This is a genomic window from Pedobacter cryoconitis, from assembly GCF_014200605.1.
Lineage (GTDB): Bacteria > Bacteroidota > Bacteroidia > Sphingobacteriales > Sphingobacteriaceae > Pedobacter > Pedobacter cryoconitis_B.
In genome coordinates this window covers 588,071-608,688 of sequence record NZ_JACHCE010000001.1, presented here as the reverse complement: position 1 = coordinate 608,688, position 20,618 = coordinate 588,071, and the positions used below count along the sequence as shown (strand labels likewise).

General features: G+C 38.8%; 17 protein-coding genes. 2 read left to right on the top strand and 15 right to left on the bottom strand.

Annotation, left to right across the window (positions count from 1 at the left end):
- Positions 1-82 precede the first annotated feature (82 nt).
- Positions 83-595, bottom strand: coding sequence for a hypothetical protein (locus HDE68_RS02850; RefSeq protein ID WP_260171593.1), 513 nt, complete (start codon positions 593-595; stop codon positions 83-85).
- Between the two features lie 38 nt (positions 596-633).
- Positions 634-2,019, bottom strand: a complete 1,386-nt coding sequence (locus tag HDE68_RS02845; RefSeq protein WP_183878697.1) for a dicarboxylate/amino acid:cation symporter — start codon at positions 2,017-2,019, stop codon at positions 634-636.
- Positions 2,020-2,179: 160 nt separating this feature from the next.
- Here HDE68_RS02845 and HDE68_RS02840 point away from each other — a divergent pair, with 160 nt between their 5' ends.
- Complete coding sequence (locus HDE68_RS02840; protein WP_041884888.1) at positions 2,180-2,677, top strand: RNA polymerase sigma factor; 498 nt, start codon at positions 2,180-2,182, stop codon at positions 2,675-2,677.
- Positions 2,664-3,263, top strand: a complete 600-nt coding sequence (locus tag HDE68_RS02835; protein ID WP_183878695.1) for a hypothetical protein — start codon at positions 2,664-2,666, stop codon at positions 3,261-3,263. Before HDE68_RS02840 ends, HDE68_RS02835 begins: the two co-directional genes overlap by 14 nt.
- Here the strand turns inward: HDE68_RS02835 and HDE68_RS02830 are convergent, their stop codons facing one another.
- From HDE68_RS02830 to HDE68_RS02770, 13 genes are all read right to left on the bottom strand, one after another.
- The gene (locus HDE68_RS02830; protein ID WP_183878693.1) at positions 3,264-3,887 is read right to left on the bottom strand and encodes a hypothetical protein; all 624 of its coding nucleotides are present in this window, start codon (positions 3,885-3,887) and stop codon (positions 3,264-3,266) included.
- Positions 3,888-4,006: 119 nt separating this feature from the next.
- Positions 4,007-5,893 (bottom strand): beta-N-acetylhexosaminidase, encoded by a 1,887-nt coding sequence (locus HDE68_RS02825; protein ID WP_183878691.1) that lies wholly within the window; start codon positions 5,891-5,893, stop codon positions 4,007-4,009.
- Between the two features lie 36 nt (positions 5,894-5,929).
- Complete coding sequence (locus HDE68_RS02820) at positions 5,930-7,348, bottom strand: glycoside hydrolase family 125 protein (RefSeq protein ID WP_183878689.1); 1,419 nt, start codon at positions 7,346-7,348, stop codon at positions 5,930-5,932.
- Positions 7,349-7,396: 48 nt separating this feature from the next.
- The gene (locus tag HDE68_RS02815; RefSeq protein WP_183878687.1) at positions 7,397-8,659 is read right to left on the bottom strand and encodes a sugar MFS transporter; all 1,263 of its coding nucleotides are present in this window, start codon (positions 8,657-8,659) and stop codon (positions 7,397-7,399) included.
- A gap of 32 nt (positions 8,660-8,691) precedes the next feature.
- On the bottom strand, positions 8,692-10,611 hold the full coding sequence (gene nagB, locus HDE68_RS02810; RefSeq protein WP_221300651.1) for a glucosamine-6-phosphate deaminase: 1,920 nt from the start codon (positions 10,609-10,611) through the stop codon (positions 8,692-8,694).
- A 20-nt stretch (positions 10,612-10,631) separates the two neighbouring features.
- Positions 10,632-13,322, bottom strand: a complete 2,691-nt coding sequence (locus HDE68_RS02805; RefSeq protein ID WP_183878685.1) for a glycoside hydrolase family 2 protein — start codon at positions 13,320-13,322, stop codon at positions 10,632-10,634.
- A gap of 467 nt (positions 13,323-13,789) precedes the next feature.
- Complete coding sequence (gene trxB / locus HDE68_RS02800) at positions 13,790-14,758, bottom strand: thioredoxin-disulfide reductase (protein ID WP_183878683.1); 969 nt, start codon at positions 14,756-14,758, stop codon at positions 13,790-13,792.
- A 104-nt stretch (positions 14,759-14,862) separates the two neighbouring features.
- Complete coding sequence (locus HDE68_RS02795; RefSeq protein WP_183878681.1) at positions 14,863-15,489, bottom strand: toxin-antitoxin system YwqK family antitoxin; 627 nt, start codon at positions 15,487-15,489, stop codon at positions 14,863-14,865.
- Between the two features lie 19 nt (positions 15,490-15,508).
- Complete coding sequence (locus HDE68_RS02790) at positions 15,509-17,137, bottom strand: acyl-CoA carboxylase subunit beta (protein ID WP_183878679.1); 1,629 nt, start codon at positions 17,135-17,137, stop codon at positions 15,509-15,511.
- Positions 17,138-17,240: 103 nt separating this feature from the next.
- A complete protein-coding gene (locus HDE68_RS02785; protein ID WP_183878677.1) occupies positions 17,241-17,825 on the bottom strand; it encodes a TIGR00730 family Rossman fold protein in 585 nt (194 codons plus the stop codon).
- 32 nt (positions 17,826-17,857) lie between these two features.
- Positions 17,858-18,421 (bottom strand): hypothetical protein, encoded by a 564-nt coding sequence (locus tag HDE68_RS02780; RefSeq protein ID WP_183878675.1) that lies wholly within the window; start codon positions 18,419-18,421, stop codon positions 17,858-17,860.
- A gap of 133 nt (positions 18,422-18,554) precedes the next feature.
- Positions 18,555-20,024, bottom strand: coding sequence for an IMP dehydrogenase (gene guaB, locus HDE68_RS02775; RefSeq protein ID WP_183878673.1), 1,470 nt, complete (start codon positions 20,022-20,024; stop codon positions 18,555-18,557).
- Positions 20,025-20,132: 108 nt separating this feature from the next.
- A complete protein-coding gene (locus HDE68_RS02770; RefSeq protein ID WP_183878671.1) occupies positions 20,133-20,603 on the bottom strand; it encodes a GNAT family N-acetyltransferase in 471 nt (156 codons plus the stop codon).
- Positions 20,604-20,618 lie beyond the last annotated feature (15 nt).

The following is a 20,618-nucleotide window of genomic DNA, read 5'->3' as shown; positions in this document are numbered from 1 at the left end:
AAATAATTAGTAATTTAAATTGTTTATTTTTTTTATCGAGGTGCAAATATAGAATATATATTTATAAATTCATAATGAATTACTATTTCTTACTATATCTTTCTTGGGCATCATTAATACTCTGCTCTAAAAGGGTCTTCATTTGCTTGGCAACATCCCTTAATTTAGCGATATCGTTATAATCAGTCACAAAAATCACCTTTTTAGTTTTGCGTTTATAATTGAATTGCATCACATAACGCAGCACTTTAGACTTGTTCAGGTCAGTACCTGCATTGGAAATTACATCCGGAAAATTCCAGAAACCAAGTTCACTTGCTTTATTATGCAGATAAATGATATCGTTATCCCTTAACTTCACATTGGTTTTGATCAGGGAATCTTTTGAATTCAGATACTGATAATCACCAGTAGCAGAATCATAAGAATTGATCAGGTTATTACCTTCACCCCATTTGAACTGAAAAGAGACAAACTCATCCGATCTGAAAGGTGCATTTTTAATAATAGGCATATAATAAAACACACAGTAGGCCAGAAAAGGAACTACTATAGTGAGCAGTAAAAATATTTTTTTCGCGTTGGTACTCATCATTTTTAATGTATATTAATTGTATCCGGTAATCTCAAATTCTAATCCAGAGGTTCTGTAAGCTCTCCCTCCCACTTGCTGACCACAGCAGTAGCCAGACTATTACCGATTACGTTAGTCGCTGATCTGCCCATATCAAGTAATGGATCGATACCTATTAATAATGCTAATCCAGCCTCAGGAATATTAAAAGTAGCTATAGTACCTGCAATCACTACCAATGAAGCTCTTGGGACACCCGCAATACCTTTACTGGTTAACATCAGGATTAACAGCATTGTAATTTGCTGCTGAAACGACAGATGAATACCATAAGACTGTGCAATAAATAGTGACGCAAAGGTCATATATAACATTGAACCATCCAAGTTAAATGAGTAACCCAATGGTAATACGAAACTCACAATTTTATCTTTACAGCCAAATTGTTCCAGCTGCTGCATAGTTTTTGGATAAGCCGCTTCACTGCTCGCTGTACTGAATGCGACAATTACCGGCTCTTTCATCCTGTTCATCAGGTTGAATACTCTTCCTTTCAGAATCATATAACCGATCAGAATCAGCAATAACCATAAGAGCAGCATAGTAGAATAAAATTCACCAATAAACAACGCATAAGTAGACAATACACTTAATCCCTGTTTCGCTATAATAGCTGCCATAGCACCGAAAACTGCGAATGGGGCAAAATTCATGACATAGCCGGTTACTTTTAAGATCACATGCGCAACAGCATCAAAAAACTCAATAATGATTTTACCTTTTTCACCAATTGCCGCAGTGGCTACACCAAAGAACAGCGAGAAAGCTACAATCTGAAGGATTTCGTTGGTCGCCATGGCCTCAGTCATACTTTTAGGTATAATATGGGCTATAAAGTCCTTCATAGATAAAGCTACTTTATGAATACCTGTATCTTCATGACTGCTTGGAAGTGGTAAATGCATAGCTTCACCAGGTCTGAATATATTGACCATGATCATTCCCAGAAAAAGTGATAATAAAGAAGCACTCATAAACCAGAGCATCGTTTTACCACCAATTCTTCCTACGGCTTTAATATCCCCTACTTTAGCTACACCGACTACCAGCGTAGTAAAAACCAAAGGCGCAACAATCATTTTAATTAATCTTAGAAAAATATCACTTAATAAAGTAAGCGGTTCCAGCTTTTTCTCTCTTACAGTTTCATTTTCCCTTCTGATTTTAACGTTTTCTGCTTTTTGTGTTTTCAGCTGCAGGTACTGTACGGAAGCGGTATCTGTTCTTCCACCCATCTTTACATCTAATGCTTTGATCTGCGCATCTGCATTCGTAATCTTGTCGTTATATTCCTGAAACGAGTTTACATTTAATACATAACCCAAGACAACGCCCAGTATCAGTGCTAAAAATATAAAGAATGTTAATCTGTTGTTTTTTGACATTATATTTGGTTGTGTGTTTTTTCCGAGCGTAAAACTACAATAATAAACTTATTTTCAGAATGGGCTAATCCATTTATGTATCATTGCAGGGATCTCAAAACGATTTTTTGCTGTAACAATTCAGTATTAACCTCGTCAAACAACAAAAAGAACAACGCAATTGGATCAGAAAGACATCTTATTTAAGCAAATCTTCGATACGAACTCCAAGAAAATATTCCATTTGTGCTATGGTTATACGGGAGATGCCGAATCAGCAAATGACTTATTACAGGAGACCTTCCTCAAGGTTTGGCAAAATCTGGATAAATTCAGACAGAAATCACTGATTTCTACCTGGATCTATCGTATCGCAGTAAACACTTGTCTTACTTATCTCCGTTCAGAGAAAAGACAGGCTAAAGACGAACTAACGGAAAATATTATTGAGAACAGAGTGGAAGAATTCTCTGAGAAAAACGAGCAGGTGGCTCTGTTATATAAATCAATATCCAAATTAGAAGAAAACGACCGTTTAATTATTACCATGGTTCTTGATGAGCTTCCCTATCATGAGATAGCCGAAATTTCAGGAATCAGTGAAGGGAATCTTAGAGTTAAGATTCACCGGATAAAACAAAAACTCACCGAATTATACAATCATCATGCAAGAATTTGAAAATATACAGTCTCTTTGGCAATCTCATTCTGTGGAGGTAAAAATCACCTCAGACGAGATGCTGAATCAGGCAAAAAAAGAGGTGAATTCCATTCGTACCAAATCGCTGTTTAATATTGGAGGAATGTTTATTTCTTTCCTGGCTATTAGTTCCTTACTGATCTGCTTTGATTTCAGCTCATGGGCTACCTTTTTGGGAATAGGAATCATTGTACTGGCAGTAGCCATTTATACCTTAATATTATACAGGGAACACCGCCTGATTTCGCGTAACGATTTTACAGAACATCCGGGTGCATTTCTGAAAAAACTCCATGAATATCAATTGAGCCGTTTCAATCTGTACAATAAACTTTACTGGTTTTATGCTGCTGCAATCTCAGTAGGTTTCATTCTGTTTTTCTTTGAAACACTAAACCAACTGAATACCTGGGTGCAAATAGCAATCGTTCTTTTTACGGTGCTCTGGATGGCTTTTTGCGCTACGATTCTGCGCAAGTCTTATATGAATAAAGAAAAAGAGCGCATTGACCTTTTAATTGAGAAATTTGAAAGGATCAGTGCGCAGTTTAAAGAACAGGAGTAATTACTTCTGTTCTTTAACTTCATCTACAGAGAAGCTATTTCCCCGCAAGCTGTAATGCAGCGTTTTTAAAGCTCCGTTTTTTTGTGTGGAATCAGAAGAGTTAACAATCGGAAATGTTCTGAATAATTCTCCGTTCTTTTGGATGAACTGATCATTTCCATCATAAATCTTTTTCATTTTAGCACTTAATGGCGGGAAACTGATTTTATTAAAGCTGCCATTGTACTCATAAACATTCAGATCTTTCACATTCTTTTTGCTCTGCAATTCTATATACAATTCCGGATTTCCGTCATTGTCCATATCCATATTCCAGGCATCAGTAATCACACCGCTGCGTTCTACAGAAAAAGATTTATAATTATTTTTTGTGGAATCTGACATCAGGATCAGATAACCTCCAAGACTGTCTACCCCTTTCCCCCAGCTTAAAATTTCAAAATGGAGTCCTGGTTTGATGACTATATCTTTATGAAAAGGAAAAGCTCCGGCTGTTTTTTTAACCACTGCTGTGGTATCTTCCGGCGGAGAAATTTTAACCGGCTGATTACGGTTACAGGCAAACACAAACAAGAGTCCTGCGCATAGTGCAGACTGCTGTAAAATATATGGAAGTCGTTTCATCTGGTGCATTTTATTCCAGCAATTTATGCTAAAAAAGCATTTGAACCAAATTTAAAGCCTGTTTAAAATTCAACTAATGAATTTCAAACAGGCTCTGAATAAACCGGGATACGAAAAAATTACTTCGCCCCGTTATTTAAAGGAGTTTCTGAAATTACGCTGCGTTTTCCTTTAGGCGTAATCACAATAGTCTTCAACAAAAGTTTAGTGCCTTTAGGTACATTAACTTTTAGCGGAGAACGATACTGATTAGAAACATCAGAAGGGGTTGTGTTATCTAAAGTATAATAAATTTTAGCACCCTTAACCGGCACTTTCAAATCGATTGTAATGTTCTCTCCGTCAATCTCTTTATCAGACTGTCCTACCGGAACAGGAACCCAGTAATTGGTATTGGTTTTATCTAAACGTGCTAAGTGCAATGGGATTCTATCTTCAGAGAAGTTTTTAAAGTTCTTCCTGTCCAGGGGTGTCCATGCAATTTCAGCTAAGGCGAACATTCTTGGCAAAATCATATACTCTGCTTTTTCAGGGCTTTCAATATATTCTGTCCAGAGATTGGCCTGTACGCCTTTGATAAATTTCTTTTGATCTGCTGATAAAACTTCAGGGACAGGATCATAAGCATAAGCGACAGAATAAGGAGAATTTCCACCAATGTTAACCGGTTCACCACTTGATTTAGACTGTGCATGATCAAAGTATAAACCTTGATTTCCAGGAGTCATAATCACATCATGGTTTAGTTTTGCAGCTGCGATACCACCTTCTACACCACGCCATGACATCACTGTCGCATTTGGAGCTAAACCACCTTCTAGGATTTCGTCCCATCCAATAATAGATCTTCCTTTAGAATTGATATATTTCTCTATACGCTGTATGAAATAGCTTTGCAGTTCATGCTCGTCTTTTAACCCTTTTTCTTTAATCAGCTGCTGACAGAAAGGCGATTGTTTCCAGTATTCCTTTGGACTTTCATCACCACCGATATGAATGTATTTTGAAGGAAATAATACCATGACCTCATCCAGCACATCTTCTAAGAATTTAAAAGTATATTCTGTTGGCGCAAATACATCATCAAAAACACCCCATTGCTGTTGAACCTGTTTTCCTTTTCTTGATCCTGCCCAGGGTGTTTTAGGATCTACAAAAGTATCTCTGTCCGGGAAACAGCTCAACTGAGGATAAGCAGCAATTGCTGCAGAACTATGTCCTGGCAATTCAATTTCAGGAATTACAGTCACAAATTTTCTTGTGGCATAAGCTACAACCTCTTTGACTTCATCCTGCGTATAAAAACCTTTATAAGGAGTATTATCGGTCGTAACACCAGGGTGATGACCTACTACACTACCATTTCTTTCTGAACCAACAGTAGTCAGCTTAGGATATTTTTTTATCTCTATTCTCCAGCCCTGATCTTCTGTTAAATGCCAGTGAAAGTTATTCAGTTTATAAGCAGCCATTAAATCAATATATTTCTTGATAAAAGAAACAGGGAAAGTATGTCTTCCTACGTCAAGGTGCATACCTCTGTACTGAAATCTTGGGTAATCTTTGATGGTACTGGCAGGTACATCAATTTCCTGACCTTTTTTCTCAGGCATCATCTGCATCAGTGACTGTACTCCGTAAAATAAACCGGCACCTTTACCAGTCACCGTAATATTTCTTGCAGTAACCTGTAACTGATATCCTTCGGCAGGTAACTTTTCAGCTCCCACAGAGCTCAATACAATTGCACGCTCATTAGTTGCTGCCGCTTTAGATGTTCTCAATGCAAAACCACCCTGACTGGCGATATAAGAGTTAAGAATATCAGCGGTCGCTGCATTGGATGTTTCATTAGAAACCAGTACCACAGTTTTATCCAGCTTAAAAACGCCAGACTTTTTCTCTATGGACACCGGTGCAGGTATAATACCTAAGTTTTCATCTGTCTGCGCCTTTACACTTAAAGTTACACAGGCCAGAATAAGCCCTGAAATGATTTTCTTCATGATTTTGATTCAAGTTTATATTTGGTTCATTGTTGGTTAGCTCAGTAAATGCGGTTTAGCCAGGAATACTTCCCATAAAAACTCGCCGAAAATGGTATTTGTCCATGCAAACCATGGTCTTGTAAAGATCTCAGGATGATCTTTCTGAAAGGACTCATGCATAAAACCTGTACCGGCATGTGTCTTTTTCAAAGCGGCAATACATTGTTTAATCTCTTCATCGTCCGTACTGGTCAGTCCTCTGCAGATAATACTCAATGGCCAGATCATATCCTGCTGCTGCACGTGCGGGCCACCAATTCCCTCAATTTCCTTACCCTTATAAAAATATGGATTATGTTCTGAGAGTGCAAACTTGCGGGTATTCTGATAAATAGGATCTGTTACAGGCACTGCATTCAGATAAGGCAGCGAAAGCAGGCTTGGAACATTAGAGTCATCCATCAGGTTTACATTTCCAAATCCATCAACTTCAAAAGCATAAATCTTTCCATAAACAGGATGCTCAACAATAGCATGTTTCTGAATCGCTTCTTCCACCTCTGTTGCCAGCGCACTCAGTTCTGCTGCAAAAGTCAGCTCTTTAAAAATGGCGATGAACATTTGTGACATCTGTTTTAAACTGACTACAGCAAAAAAGTTAGAAGGGATCAGGAAAGGAAAAATTGTCGCATCATCACTCGGTCTGAACATTGAACAGATTAATCCGACTGGTTTTACCGGGAACCCATAACCTGCCATTGGCAAACTATCTGTAGGTTTTGCGGTATCACGCTGAAAGTGATAAGGGCCTAATCCCGTTTTACGCTGCTGCTCTTTGAATGTTTTCAGGATAGTATGAATAGATGTTTTCCATTCTTCATCGAAAGGGGTTACATCACCGGTTATCTTCCAGTAATTATAAGCCAGACGCATAGGGTAACATAGTGAATCTATTTCCCATTTACGTTCATGGACACCAGGCTGCATATCTGTATGATCTCCCGCCCACTCACTTTTTTGTTCTCCATCCTTATAAAATGCATTTGCATAAGGATCTTTAATGACATAATGCGCCTGACGGTGGATAATACCTGCTACTAACTGCTGTAACTTTTTATCCTCTTTCATAAAAGCCAGATAGGGCCAGACCTGTGCGGAACTATCTCTAAGCCACATTGCATCAATATCTCCGGTGATCACATAAGTATCAGGCTTTCCGTCTCTTGTAGAAAATGAAACGGTCGTATCCAGCGTATTTGGTAAACAGTTATTAAATAACCATCCTAATTCTTTATCCGAAACCTTCTGCTGGAATTTTAAAATTGCTTTTTCTACCGCCGGACTGCTGAATTTTCTTTTGTTCAACGGTACCCTCACATTAGGATAAGCTAATTCAAACGCGCTTAAATCTTTGCTCAAAAACAAACCAGCAGTAAGTAAGCCTGTACTGGTAATGAAATCTTTTCTGTTCATCTATATTTGGTGTTATTACGCCTGCCAGAGGCAGGCGCTTATTATAATTTAATATGTTTTACTCTTCACTTTATATCCCGCAGCCGCATAATAAAATATAAATGCATAACAAGGGACCATAATCCAGTAAGCTTGCTGCGCATTTAATTTATCGGCTAATGCCCCATAACAAAGTGGAATTATTGCTCCCCCGGCGATACCCATGATTAATAAAGAAGAAGCTATTTTGGTAAACCTGCCCAGACCTGAAAGAGCCAGCGGCCAGATTGCAGGCCACACCAGCGAATTGGCAAGACCAAGCAAAGCGATAAATAAAACCGAGGTATAACCTGTAGTGAAAATAGCAATCACAGTAAGTAAAATCCCTAAAGCGGCAAACCATTTCATAGCATTTTCCTGGCTGATATATTTAGGAATACAGATGATACCGATCAGGTAACCAAGAATCATCCCTAATAAGGTAAAAGTAGTAAAAAACTTAGCTGTAGAAAGTGGAATACCCTGATAATGCGCATAACTGATAATCGTATCTCCGGCCATTACCTCTACCCCTACGTATAAAAACACCGTTAATACACCCAGTAATAAATGAGGAAATTGAAGGATACTTGTTTTACCGGCAGTAGCCTGCGAAACTGTTTCATCTTCCTTATCCGTATCAATTTCCGGTAAAGTAGAGAAATAGATCAGTACAGCTAAAATGACAAGCACAATAATGATGATCACATAAGGTAAAATAACTCTTGATGCCAGGGCATTCAGTTCAGCGATCTTCTCGGCAGGATTCATTAAAAGTAACCTGTCATGAAAACCATCTGCATCTTTTAAAGCAATTGCACCTAAAACAATAGGAGCGATAGCCCCCGCAACCTTATTACAAATCCCCATGATACTTATTCTTTTCGCTGCACTTTCTGCAGGCCCCAGAATAGTAATATAAGGGTTAGAAGCTGTTTGCAATAAAGCAAGCCCTGTTCCCTGGATAAATAATCCCAGTAAAAACAATCCGTAAGTACGTGTCAGTGCTGCCGGAATAAAAACCAGCGCACCTATTCCCATCACAACCAAGCCCAGGGCCATACCCTTTTTATAACCAGTAACTTTAAGTACACTGGCAGATGGAATAGCCATTACCAGGTAACTGATATAAAATGCGAAAGCGACTAAGTAAGACTCAAAATTATTGAGCTCACAAGCCAGTTTCAAATAAGGGATCAGTACTGAATTTAACCAGGTTACAAATCCGAATATAAAGAATAAAGCACCAATGATAATGATAGGCGGCATTCCCTTTTTAGCTGTTGCTGTCATTTAATATAAAATTAGAGATGAATCAATTAAGATTAGAACTTCCACTTCACAAATGCTTCCATAGCTTCATATTCAGCCAGCCCAAGCTGGTCATAAGCCCTTGCAGTTTCCTGCGTACGTGCTTCTGCCCTTACCCAGAATTCTCTTGAATCTTCACCCGGAAAAACAGGGAGATCCTTTTGGGACTGGTGTTTAAATATTGCCAGTTTCTTGCGCTCAACTTCCTGAGGTGAAAGTGGTACGGCCATCTCAATTTCATGGGTTTCAAACTCATGCCATGCCCCTCTGTACAACCATAACCAGCAATCTTCTGTCCAGCTTTCAGTCTTTCTCAAACGGTTCATTGCTTCCACTAAAATATTGAAACATACTTTATGCGTGCCATGCGGATCTGCAAAATCACCGGCAGCAAAAACCTGATGTGGTTTTACCTGCTGCAATAATTCCATTGTCTGCAGGATGTCATCTTCAAAACTTACATTTTTCTCAAACTTGCTTCTGTCATAAAAAGGAAGATCCATAAAATGAATGCGTTCATCTGTTACCCCTGCAAATCTTGCTCCGGCAATAGCTTCCCCTTTACGGATCAGTTTCTTTACCGTACGGATTTCTTCCGGGTCTGTCTGATTAGGTAATTTTGTACTGACAAAACTACGCATGTCATTATAGGTATTTTTTAAAGCTTTGGCGTCTTCCCCTCTTGATTCTATAAAATCTATATTGAATTCCATGAAACGCAATACATCATCATCCCATACCGCAGTGTTACCTGAGGTTTGATAAGCAACATGTACCTGGTGACCCTGATCTGCCAGACGGATAAAAGTACCCCCCATAGAAATCACATCATCATCAGGATGCGGTGAGAAAACAATCACACGTTTTAATGCAGGTTCTGCACGTTCAGGGCGCTGACTGTCATCTGCATTAGGCTTACCGCCCGGCCATCCCGTAATCGTATGCTGCAGTTTATTAAATATCTGGATATTAATCTGGTAAACAGGCCCGCGCTGTGTAGCCAGCTGTGCCATACCGTTGTTATTGTAATTGTCTTCAGTTAATTTAAGGATAGGTTTGTTTAGCGTTTTTGCTAACCAGATAACCGCCTTAGTCACCTGCTGATCGGTCCATGCACAGTCCTTAACTAACCAAGGTGTATCAAAACGTGTCAGTGACGATGCAGCATCCTGATCCAGAATAAATTCTACATGAGGCGATAATTGCAAATAAGTTGCCGGTACATCAGCAGACATCTCCCCCTCTACTGCTTTCTTTACAATTGAAGCTTTCTTTTCATTCCAGGCCATCAGAATAATTTCTTTGGCTTTGAAGATCGTACCAATTCCCATAGTGATCGCTTTGGTAGGCACATTAGCTACCCCTCCAAAGTCACGTGAAGCATCTCTTCTGGTTAATTCGTCCAGCGTAACCAGTCTGGTACCAGAATTAGGTGCAGATCCCGGCTCATTAAATCCAATGTGACCAGTTCTACCAATACCAAGCAGCTGTAAATCAATTCCACCAAAACCGCTGATCTTCTGCTCATATTTTAAACAGAAATCTTCAATGTCTTCTCTTTTCAATTCACCATCCGGGATATTGATATTAGCCCGGTTAATATCAATATGATCAAAAAGATTCTCATTCATAAAACGAACATAACTTTGGTTCGATCCAGGTTTCATCGGATAGTATTCATCCAGATTAAAGGTGACAACATTGCTGAAGCTTAACCCTTCTTCTTTGTGCAAACGGATCAGCTCTTTGTACACTTTAACAGGTGTGGCTCCGGTAGCAAGGCCTAAGATAGCCTGCTCTCCTTTTTCCTGTTTCGAGATAATAAGAGATGAAATTCTTTTTGCGACTTCAATACTTGCTGTTTGTTCATCGGCGTAAACACTGACCGGCAACTTTTCGTATCTCGTCTCTTCTAATAAATTTAATCTTGACATGTTTATATTAGGTTTGGGTTTTAAGGATTTATCTCAATCGTTTGTTCCTGTCCAACATAATTGGTCAAGGTTACTACTGGCAGCGCAGCACCCTTTTCAGGATAATAATCGATAATAATCTTTTTATCTGCTCCAGGAAGGATAGAGAAATAGTTATCATCATAAAATACCGGTAAAACTCTTTTTTTAGTTTTTGAATCTACCAGCGAAACACGGTTAAAGAAACTCACCGGACCATTCGCAGGGTTCGTGATTGAAACTTCTACCTGTCCTGTTTTCAGCAGTTTTGCATTCATTTTCACCGCCGAACCCTTTAATTCGTTCAAGCCCGAATAGGTGCCTTTGTCATCTGCCAGCCAGTATAAGTTGTTACTCAATAAGTTCTTATTTTCATCCAGCAGCTGCAGAGAAAGAAATGCTCCTTTTTTAGCCGAGAGTTCATCTACAATCTTTTTAACAGACATCACTTTTTTAGTGCTTGCCGGGTCAAGGAAGCAGAATACTTTAGTTAAAGAAGTCTCTTTTCCATTCATATCAAATACCCTTGCATCCAGCATGATATTTTGCCTCCCTTTAAAGCCATTGTTAACCACCATCAGCATCCCGTCCACAGGATTATACATCGCATGTAAAGGCTCACTTCCAGAACGCAAACCAAATAAACAGGCATTCGGATCCAGGTAATAATCGTACATCTGTCCACGCATAGAGGTCCATGGGTTCTGTGTTTTCCAGATGATTACACCAGTATACCATTCCCACATATGTGCGCTAAAACCTTCCATTAACCCTCTGTACTGATCATAATTTACCAATTGTGCTTTCTTGGCAAAATCAGCTACATCAGCAGGTTTTCCATAAGGCAGAATATGCTGTTCATAACCCACACCTAAATAGTTGTGGTAATCCCATACTGAATCTACTTTTTCAGAAGGCCCTTTAGCTTCACGTTTTTCGGGAGCAATATAAACAGGGGCAATCAGATTGGCTTTAGGGATAAATCTTTCCAGAGACTCCATATCTCCGACACCAACAGAACCTACTTCCGAATTGAAAGGGAAAGTTCTGTCTTTCCAGAAAGTACTTACATTCTGAATGGTATAAGGTCCGTCACCATTTCCACCAATTGTATTCAGCGACATGCTGTCAGAATTTGAATAATCAATAAACCAGCGGGTACCATCCAGTTTTGGTAAAATAGAATCACGCAGAGGGATTAAGATATCATCCGGAGGAGTAATTTCGTTTCCACCACACCAGATAGCTAATGAAGCATGATTTCTTACCATTTTGATCATATCTGTAGCAGACTCCAGAAATAAATGGTGATCATCAGGATATTTTCTGCGTTTCCACTGATCTTCCAGTTTCATCGGATCTTCCCATCTACCGTTACAATCACCCGACATCCAGAAATCCTGTAAAACCAGCATTCCATATTTATCACAGGCTTCATAAAATTCGGGACGCTCAATTAATGCACCACCCCAGATCCTGATCAGGTTCAGGTTCATATCACGGTGGTACCTGATCTCTGTATCATATCTTTCGTTGGTAAAACGAAGCATAGCATCCGAAATGATCCAGTTACCACCTTTAATAAATATCTTTTGCCCGTTTACCAGGATCTCTTTACTTTTGGTAGTCACATTCCATTCTGTCTGAATTTCTCTGATTCCTACATTTACAGTCTGACTATCACAAAGCTTAGTTCCTTTTTCTAAAAAGCTGATCTTTAAAGCATACAAATCCTGTTTACCATAGCCAGCAGGCCACCATAGTTTAGGATTAGCAAAACTTAATTCAGGGAAGTCAATTTCATTGGTACTGTTAGCTTTTAAAGTAACTGATTTTGTCACTTTCTGCCCACCCATGGTATAAACCAGGTTTCCTGTAACAGGTTTGCCAGTTGTATTTTTCAGTTCAGCAGAAACCTTAATAATAGCAGGTTGCTGTTGTCCTGAAGTCTGACGTTTTCCAGGAACCAGTGTAACTACATGTGGATTATCCAGGCTTACCCCACCAGTTCTCTCAATATATACTTTGTCCCAGATTCCTGTATTTCTATCTCTGACAGGCTGAATCCAGTCCCAGCCAGCAGTATATTGATGTGCTACACCTTTAGCAATAGTTCCATCACCACCCTGACCGCCATTAGGATTACCTACTTCGTCAGGGGGATAAACAATTACAGCTAATCTGTTGGTTCCGCTTTTTGAAAGCAATGCAGTGATATTAAATGTTTTTCTCAGATACATTCCTTTAAAAGGCTTATCATTTACCTTTTTACCATTCAAAAAGATATCACAACTGTAGTTAATCCCTCTGAATTTTAACCAGACCTGGCCATCAGCCGCAGGAATTGCTTCTTTAAATTCTTTAGTGAACCAATAGGTATAGTAATCCCTTCCTGTGTTATAAATATCAGGGATCAGTTTATTATTCATTCCAAAAAACGGATCTGGTACTTCTTTATTTTCCAGCATTGTAGTTAATACTGTTCCCGGAACTACGGCTTTTTTCCAGCCTGAGAGTGAAAAAGAGGAATTGGAGATTTCAGTGCCTTTTGCTTTAACCTTTGCAGACGGCATACATAGCCAGCCCGAATTAAGTTCGTATTGATCTTGAGCTGATGACTGATTGAATGTTGCGAGCATGACCAGTAAAGAAAACAGCGTTTTGAGCAATCGGAATTTGGTAATTTTTAACATTATGAATTTGTGTATTTATTTGGTTTTGAATATAATAGTTAAGTATGTTCAATTTATTTCATCTCACGTTTATCGTCTTTTTCGTAAGATGGATCATTTGCTGCGAAACCAGATTCAGCACAGCACAAAGAACGTAACCAGGGCAGAAAATCATCCGAAGAATGAAAAAGCTGGTCTTTAAATGAATTATATTTTATACTGATTTATATTAACAGTAAATTAAGTACCGTAATACCCTAAAATTATTTGAAAATCCAATAGCATCTGCAATGTTAAATTGCTTTGTCCTATTAAATTGATGAAATTATAACAAAATACGGAGAATACAAAACACAATAACTCATTTTTAAGCCAGGTAATATGATTATAACAATTAACTCCGTCAATTCTTAACATAAATTTAATTTCAAACAAAAAAAAAGCCCGTTAGTAAACTAACGGGCTCTGTATGATGGAAAATATATTCTTTAAGAAACAGCCTTTACGTCATGTTCTTTAGCAGCCAGATAACGTTCTGCATCCAATGCTGCCATACAGCCTGAACCCGCAGCAGTTACCGCCTGACGGTAATAATGATCCTGTACATCACCAGCAGCAAAAACACCTTCGATATTAGTTTTCGTAGTTCCGGGAATAGTTTTAAGGTAACCAGTATCATCCATTTCCAACCAGCCTTTAAAGATATCCGTATTGGGTTTATGACCAATAGCTACAAAGAATCCCTCTACTTCAAGATCTTTCTCTTCGCCAGTCTGGTTATTCTGAATTTTCAGACCTGTTACATTTTTACCATTTCCTAAAACCTCTTTAGCTTCAGAATTATAGATCACTTCAATATTTGGGGTATTCAATACGCGGTGAACCATTGCTTTAGAAGCTCTGAATTCGTCACGACGTACTAACATATATACTTTTTTACATAATTTAGCCAGATAAGTAGCTTCTTCTGCTGCTGTATCACCTGCTCCAACGATAGCTACATCCTGATTTTTGAAAAAGAAACCATCACAAACAGCACATGCCGAAACACCAAAACCGTTGTAATGCTGCTCACTAGGTAAACCTAACCATTTCGCAGTAGCACCAGTAGAGATAATCACTGTATCAGCAGTAATCGTTTTGATTTCATCCACTACAACTTTATGGGGTGTAGAAGAAAAATCAACTGAACTTACATAACCAAAACGGATATCTGCTCCAAAACGTTCAGCCTGCTTACGGAAATCTTCCATCATTTCAGGTCCCATAATTCCATTGGGATAACCTGGGAAATTGTCTACATCAGTAGTCTGTGTCAGTTGACCTCCAGCTTCCATACCTGTATACAATACAGGTTTTAAATCTGCTCTGGCAGCATAAATCGCAGCAGTATAACCTGCAGGACCCGAACCTATAATCAGACACTGAACGTGTTCTATTTCTTGAGAAGTATTCATCTATTTATATATTATTGTTATACACCTATAATATATAGGTGGTATTATTCTTTGAATGTACAAAATTAAGCTTTAAAGCGGGATGCACAAAACGTTATAAGCTGTTAATCTGCTTTTTTACTTTCGGCTTGTTTTTCACGGAGCTTTTTGCCCTTTAGAGTGGATACGAGCTTATCGTCAACATATTCATTTTCCTGTCTGCCGCCATCTAATGTCCAGGTACCTTCTTTTTTTCCAGACTTATACAAACCGGATACCTCTTGCTGACCAGCACTATCAAAAGACATATAAGACCCATGAATGATCCCTTCAGAAAAAGTAACAATCTGTTTCATTTTTCCATCCGGATAAAAAGTGATCCACCGGCCGTTGCGTCTTCCATTCTCATAAGAGCCAACAAGCTCAACATACCTTTCTCTGCCATTAATTTCAAAGCCGTCGTTCCTGTTATTATTTTCAGGGGTAATCCAGTTATAATAAACGAATTTACCAACAGGTATCTCCATGTCATCATCTCTGAATGAACCCGAAGCTAATAATACACCGCTAAAATCAAACTTTTTGAAAGTGTAAAGACTATCTCCGCTCAGCTTACCCAGTACACCATAAGTAACCGCAAGTGTAGAATCCGGGGTCAGCTGATCTTTAGCATCCAGAAAAACCGTTTTAATTTGAGCATGACTGCTTAAACCTGCGAAAAGAAAGAAAAAACAAACAAGTATCCGTTTCATTGTAGCTCAAAGTTAGGAACTAGGTCTGAATAATTCCAACATTGAATTGTCTTTTTATTGGAGATTGATTCGCCGCTTCAATTCCCATAGAAATAACCTTACGTGTTTCCAATGGATTAATGATTCCATCTACCCATAATCTTGACGCCGCATAAAACGGAGTGGTCTGACTATCATACTTATCCGTGATTTCTTTCAGCAATTCAGCTTCCTTTTCGGGGGTGATTGTTTCTCCCTTTGCCTTCAGCGAAGCAGCCTGGATTTGTAACAAAGTTTTTGCTGCCTGAGAGCCGCCCATCACGGCAATTTTAGCCGTTGGCCATGCATAAATTAATCTTGGATCATAAGCTTTACCACACATCGCATAGTTTCCGGCCCCATAAGAATTACCAATCACAATTGTAATTTTTGGAACCACCGAATTAGCTACAGCATTGACCATTTTAGCACCATCTTTAATGATACCACCCTGTTCAGATCTGCTTCCCACCATAAAACCAGTTACATCCTGCAAAAATACAAGCGGAATCTTCTTCTGATTACAGTTCATGATAAAACGCGCCGCTTTATCTGCACTGTCAGAATAGATCACTCCGCCAAACTGCATCTCCCCTTTTTTTGACTTCACCACTTTACGCTGATTCGCCACAATACCAACAGCCCAGCCATCTACTCTCCCTAAGCCACAAATAATACTTTGTCCGTATTCCTTTTTATATTCTTCAAATTCCGAATTATCTACCAGGCGGTAAATAATCTCGTGCATATCATATTGTTTCTCTCTGTTTTCAGGTAAAATTCCGAATATATCTTCAGGATTTAATTTTGGTTCCTGAGGTTTTACACGGCTAAAGCCAGCCGATTGCGGCTCGCCAAGCATACTCATAATATTACGGATACTATCCAGCGCAGCCTGGTCATTAGGCTGTTTATAGTCAGTCACACCAGATATTTCACAATGTGTGGTTGCACCACCCAGAGTTTCATTATCCACATCTTCACCAATCGCAGATTTCACCAGATAAGATCCGGCAAGAAAGACAGAACCAGTACCTTCAACAATCATGGCTTCATCACTCATAATCGGCAAATAAGCGCCACCGGCAACACAAGACCCCATAATTGCCGAAATCTGTACAATTCCATCTGCAGACATCATTGCATTATTTCTGAACATCCTTCCAAAATGTTCTTTATCAGGAAAGATCTCATCCTGCATCGGCAGATAAACACCGGCACTGTCTACCAGGTAAATCACAGGTAATCTGTTTTCCATGGCAATTTCCTGAGCACGAAGGTTTTTCTTCGCAGTCATCGGAAACCATGCCCCTGCCTTAACAGTTGCATCATTAGCTACAATCATACACTGACGGCCAGAAACATAACCAATACCGCAAATTACTCCTGCCGAAGGACAGCCGCCCTGTTCAGCATACATACCATCTGCCGCAAAAGCACCGATTTCTAAAAACTCAGTTTCCTGATCAATCAGGTAAGCGATTCTTTCCCTCGCCAGCATTTTACCTTTTTCTTTTTGCTTCGCCGCACTCTTTTCCCCTCCGCCAGCAAATATTTTCTTCAGCTTTGTTTTAAGTTCATATACCAGCTGCTTATTGATATCTTCGTTTTTGTTGAATTCGATGTCCATTGGAGCAAGATAAATCATTCTACCAAATAATAGAAAGAGAAATAGAAATTTTACAAGATAAAATCACTCTTATTGTCAGTATGACACATTATATATTGGGCAATTAACTCAGATTCCTATCCTCAAACCAAACTGAATCAGGCTTTGCTACAAAGGCCAGCATCTTTTGTAATAACTCAGCTGGTTCAGCAGCATTAATTACTAAATCCCTGTTATTAGGTTTCAATAATTTATGTTCAACCATTACATCCAGCTGCGCAAACAAATGATCATAAAACCCGCCAACGTTCAATACCCCGATAGCTTTATTATGCAAACCAAGCTGTAACCAGGTCAAAACCTCAAAAAACTCTTCTAAAGTACCAAATCCACCAGGCAGAATGATAAAACCATCCGAAAGATCAGCCATCTTCTGTTTACGCTGATGCATATTCTCGGTAACAATCAACTCAGTAACTTCTAAATTTCCTACTTCTTTATCTAACAGAAACTGAGGAATAACTCCCGTCACCAAACCATTACGCTTCAATACTTCTTCTGAGATAATTCCCATTACACCTACACTCCCGCCACCGTAAATCAGTCGGATATCATGATCTACAAATGTCTGTGCAAGATTCTCTACAGCTGTTCTTAAAACAGGGTCACCATTAAAATTGGCACCACAATAAACACAAATTGATTTCATTCAAAAATTATTTAATAATTGACAATAGGGCTTCAGACTTTCTTATTATTCGCTGTAAACTCATTTCTTAAATTCTCCAGGTCAGCAATCAACTGTTCTTTAATAGCCAGGAAATCAAACTCCAGGTTATTAAAAGAATAATTTTTAAAGGTTAACCTGTAATTTAATACCAGAGGGCCTAATTCGTAAGTTGAGTCTTTAATAGCTTCTTCCAGCTCCAGGCCGTTCTCTGTGAAGGTGATATTTTCAATCAGGTTATTCAGAATTTGTTTTTTATCCTCTCTATGTCCTTCCCTGTCATAAATAAAAGTAAATAAAGCTTCTGCATAAGCCCTGATCGAGTCCATAACCCCCAAATGCTCTGAGATTGCTTTTTTTAATTCTTTCTTGATTTTAGCCCGTATCTCATTCCGCTGCTCAAATCCTGCAGCCTCATCAGCAACTAATAATTCTGCCTGATAATTTTTCAGGGATTCTATGCCCAGGAATGATAACTTAACACCATCTTCTATCTCTTCATAAAAAGCAGGAACTGCTATCTGGTCAAAATCTTTTATATCAATGCCCGAAACAGGTACTTCAATCTCTATTCTCATAAAACTTCTTCATATATATATAATAAAAAAAATCACTTCAACTCTTTAGTAAAAGCATTGAAGTGATTTCAAAAACCGTGTAAATCTAGCAGATATTACCTACTAAATAACACAGTTAAAAAAAGATAAAATCTTAGCGTGAATAATTTGGAGCTTCTTTAGTAATAGAAATATCATGTGGATGGCTCTCTCTCATACCAGCAGCAGTGATTCTTACAAATTTGGCTTCCTGTAATTCTTCAATGGTTGCAGCACCGCAATAATGCATTCCTGCTCTCAAACCACCAACATATTGATAAATAACTTCGGCAAGCGTACCTTTATAAGGAACCCTTCCAACAATACCTTCAGGAACTAATTTAGTAACAACATCTTCATCATCCTGGAAATAGCGGTCTTTAGAACCATGCTGCATAGCCTCAACAGAACCCATACCCCGGTAAGACTTGAACTTACGTCCTTCATATATAATCGTCTCACCCGGTGACTCCTCAACACCTGCAAACAATGAACCAGCCATAATTGAACTCGCACCTGCGGCAAGAGCTTTAACGATATCCCCTGTTTGTTTGATACCACCATCTGCAATAACAGGTATTCCTGTGCCTTTTAAAGCTTTTGCACATTCATAAACTGCATATAACTGAGGTACTCCCACACCTGCAATGATTCTTGTTGTACAGATTGAACCTGGTCCGATACCCACTTTAACTGCATCTGCACCAGCTTCTGCAAGTGCTAAAGCAGCTTCTGCAGTAGCGATATTACCAGCAATAACCTGTAAATCAGGGAAACGCTCTTTAATAGCCTTCACCATGTCAATTACTCCTTTTGAATGGCCATGAGCCGTATCAACAGTAACGACATCTACTCCAGCTTTAACCAAAGCAGCAACGCGGTCAATATTATCAGCAGCCACACCAACAGCAGCACCAACCCTAAGGCGGCCACGTTCATCTTTACAGGCTTTAGGATAATTTTTATATTTCTGAATGTCTTTAAAGGTGATTAAACCTGCAAGATGCCCTTCTTTATTAATTACGGGTAATTTTTCGATTTTATAATCCTGCAGAATTTCTTCAGCCTGGATCAGTGTAGTACCCTCAGCAGCAGTAATCAGATTTTCAGAAGTCATTACTTCAGAAATAGGACGCTGCATATCTTTTTGGAAACGAAGGTCACGGTTAGTGATAATACCAACCAGTTTATTGTCATTGTCAATAATAGGAATACCACCTATTTTATATTTAGTCATGATCTGGAAAGCATCTGAGACGATTGCATCAGCACGCAGTGTTACCGGATCTTGTATCATGCCGCTTTCAGAACGCTTAACCTTGCTAACTTCTTCAGCCTGGCGTTCTATGCTCATGTTTTTGTGCAGCATACCAATACCACCTGCCTGTGCAATTGCAATTGCAAGTCCGGATTCAGTAACGGTATCCATTGCAGCAGAAACTACAGGGACATTAATACGAATTTTTTTTGTTAAATAACTTCCGGTGTTTACATCACGTGGAAGGACTTCAGAGTATGCTGGAACTAATAATACGTCATCGTATGTTAGTCCTTCGGCAATAAATTTTTGGGGATCGAGTTGCATAGCAAATAATTAGGAGTTATTACTTGCCGGGCAAATCTACATAAATTATTTGGAATGCGAAATGATTCTCTCTAATAAGATGAAATTAGAGAGAAATTGACAATCAGATTAAATCTCTGTCCCTTCTTCGGGCTCACAGTGTTGTCTCAATTGTTTTGGTCCCTGTGGCCAGATATAAGAAGTAGTCTGTTTTTTCCAGCCAAGCTTCTGGTAAAAGTCCCCTTTTCCAGGCGCAGCCGTCAGGTTCACAAAATGATAGTTATCCAGCTGACCATTTAAAGTACTGATGATTTTTTTACCCAGACCATTTCCCTGAAAATCAGGATCTACAACGATATCTGCCATTACGGCATAATAACGCCCGTCTCCTACTACTCTCCCAAAAGCAATGATCTGATCTTCATGGTAAACAAATAAAGTCCATGTACTTTTTCTGAAAGCAGATTCAATTTCATTTTCAATCCTTGTTCTCCAGTCAATCTTTGAAAAAAGTTCACAAACATAAGTCCAGTCAACCGTAGATAAATCAGGGTTTATCTTAAAAACGAAATTACTGATATCGATTTTTTTTAGCGTCATAAATATATTTTACAA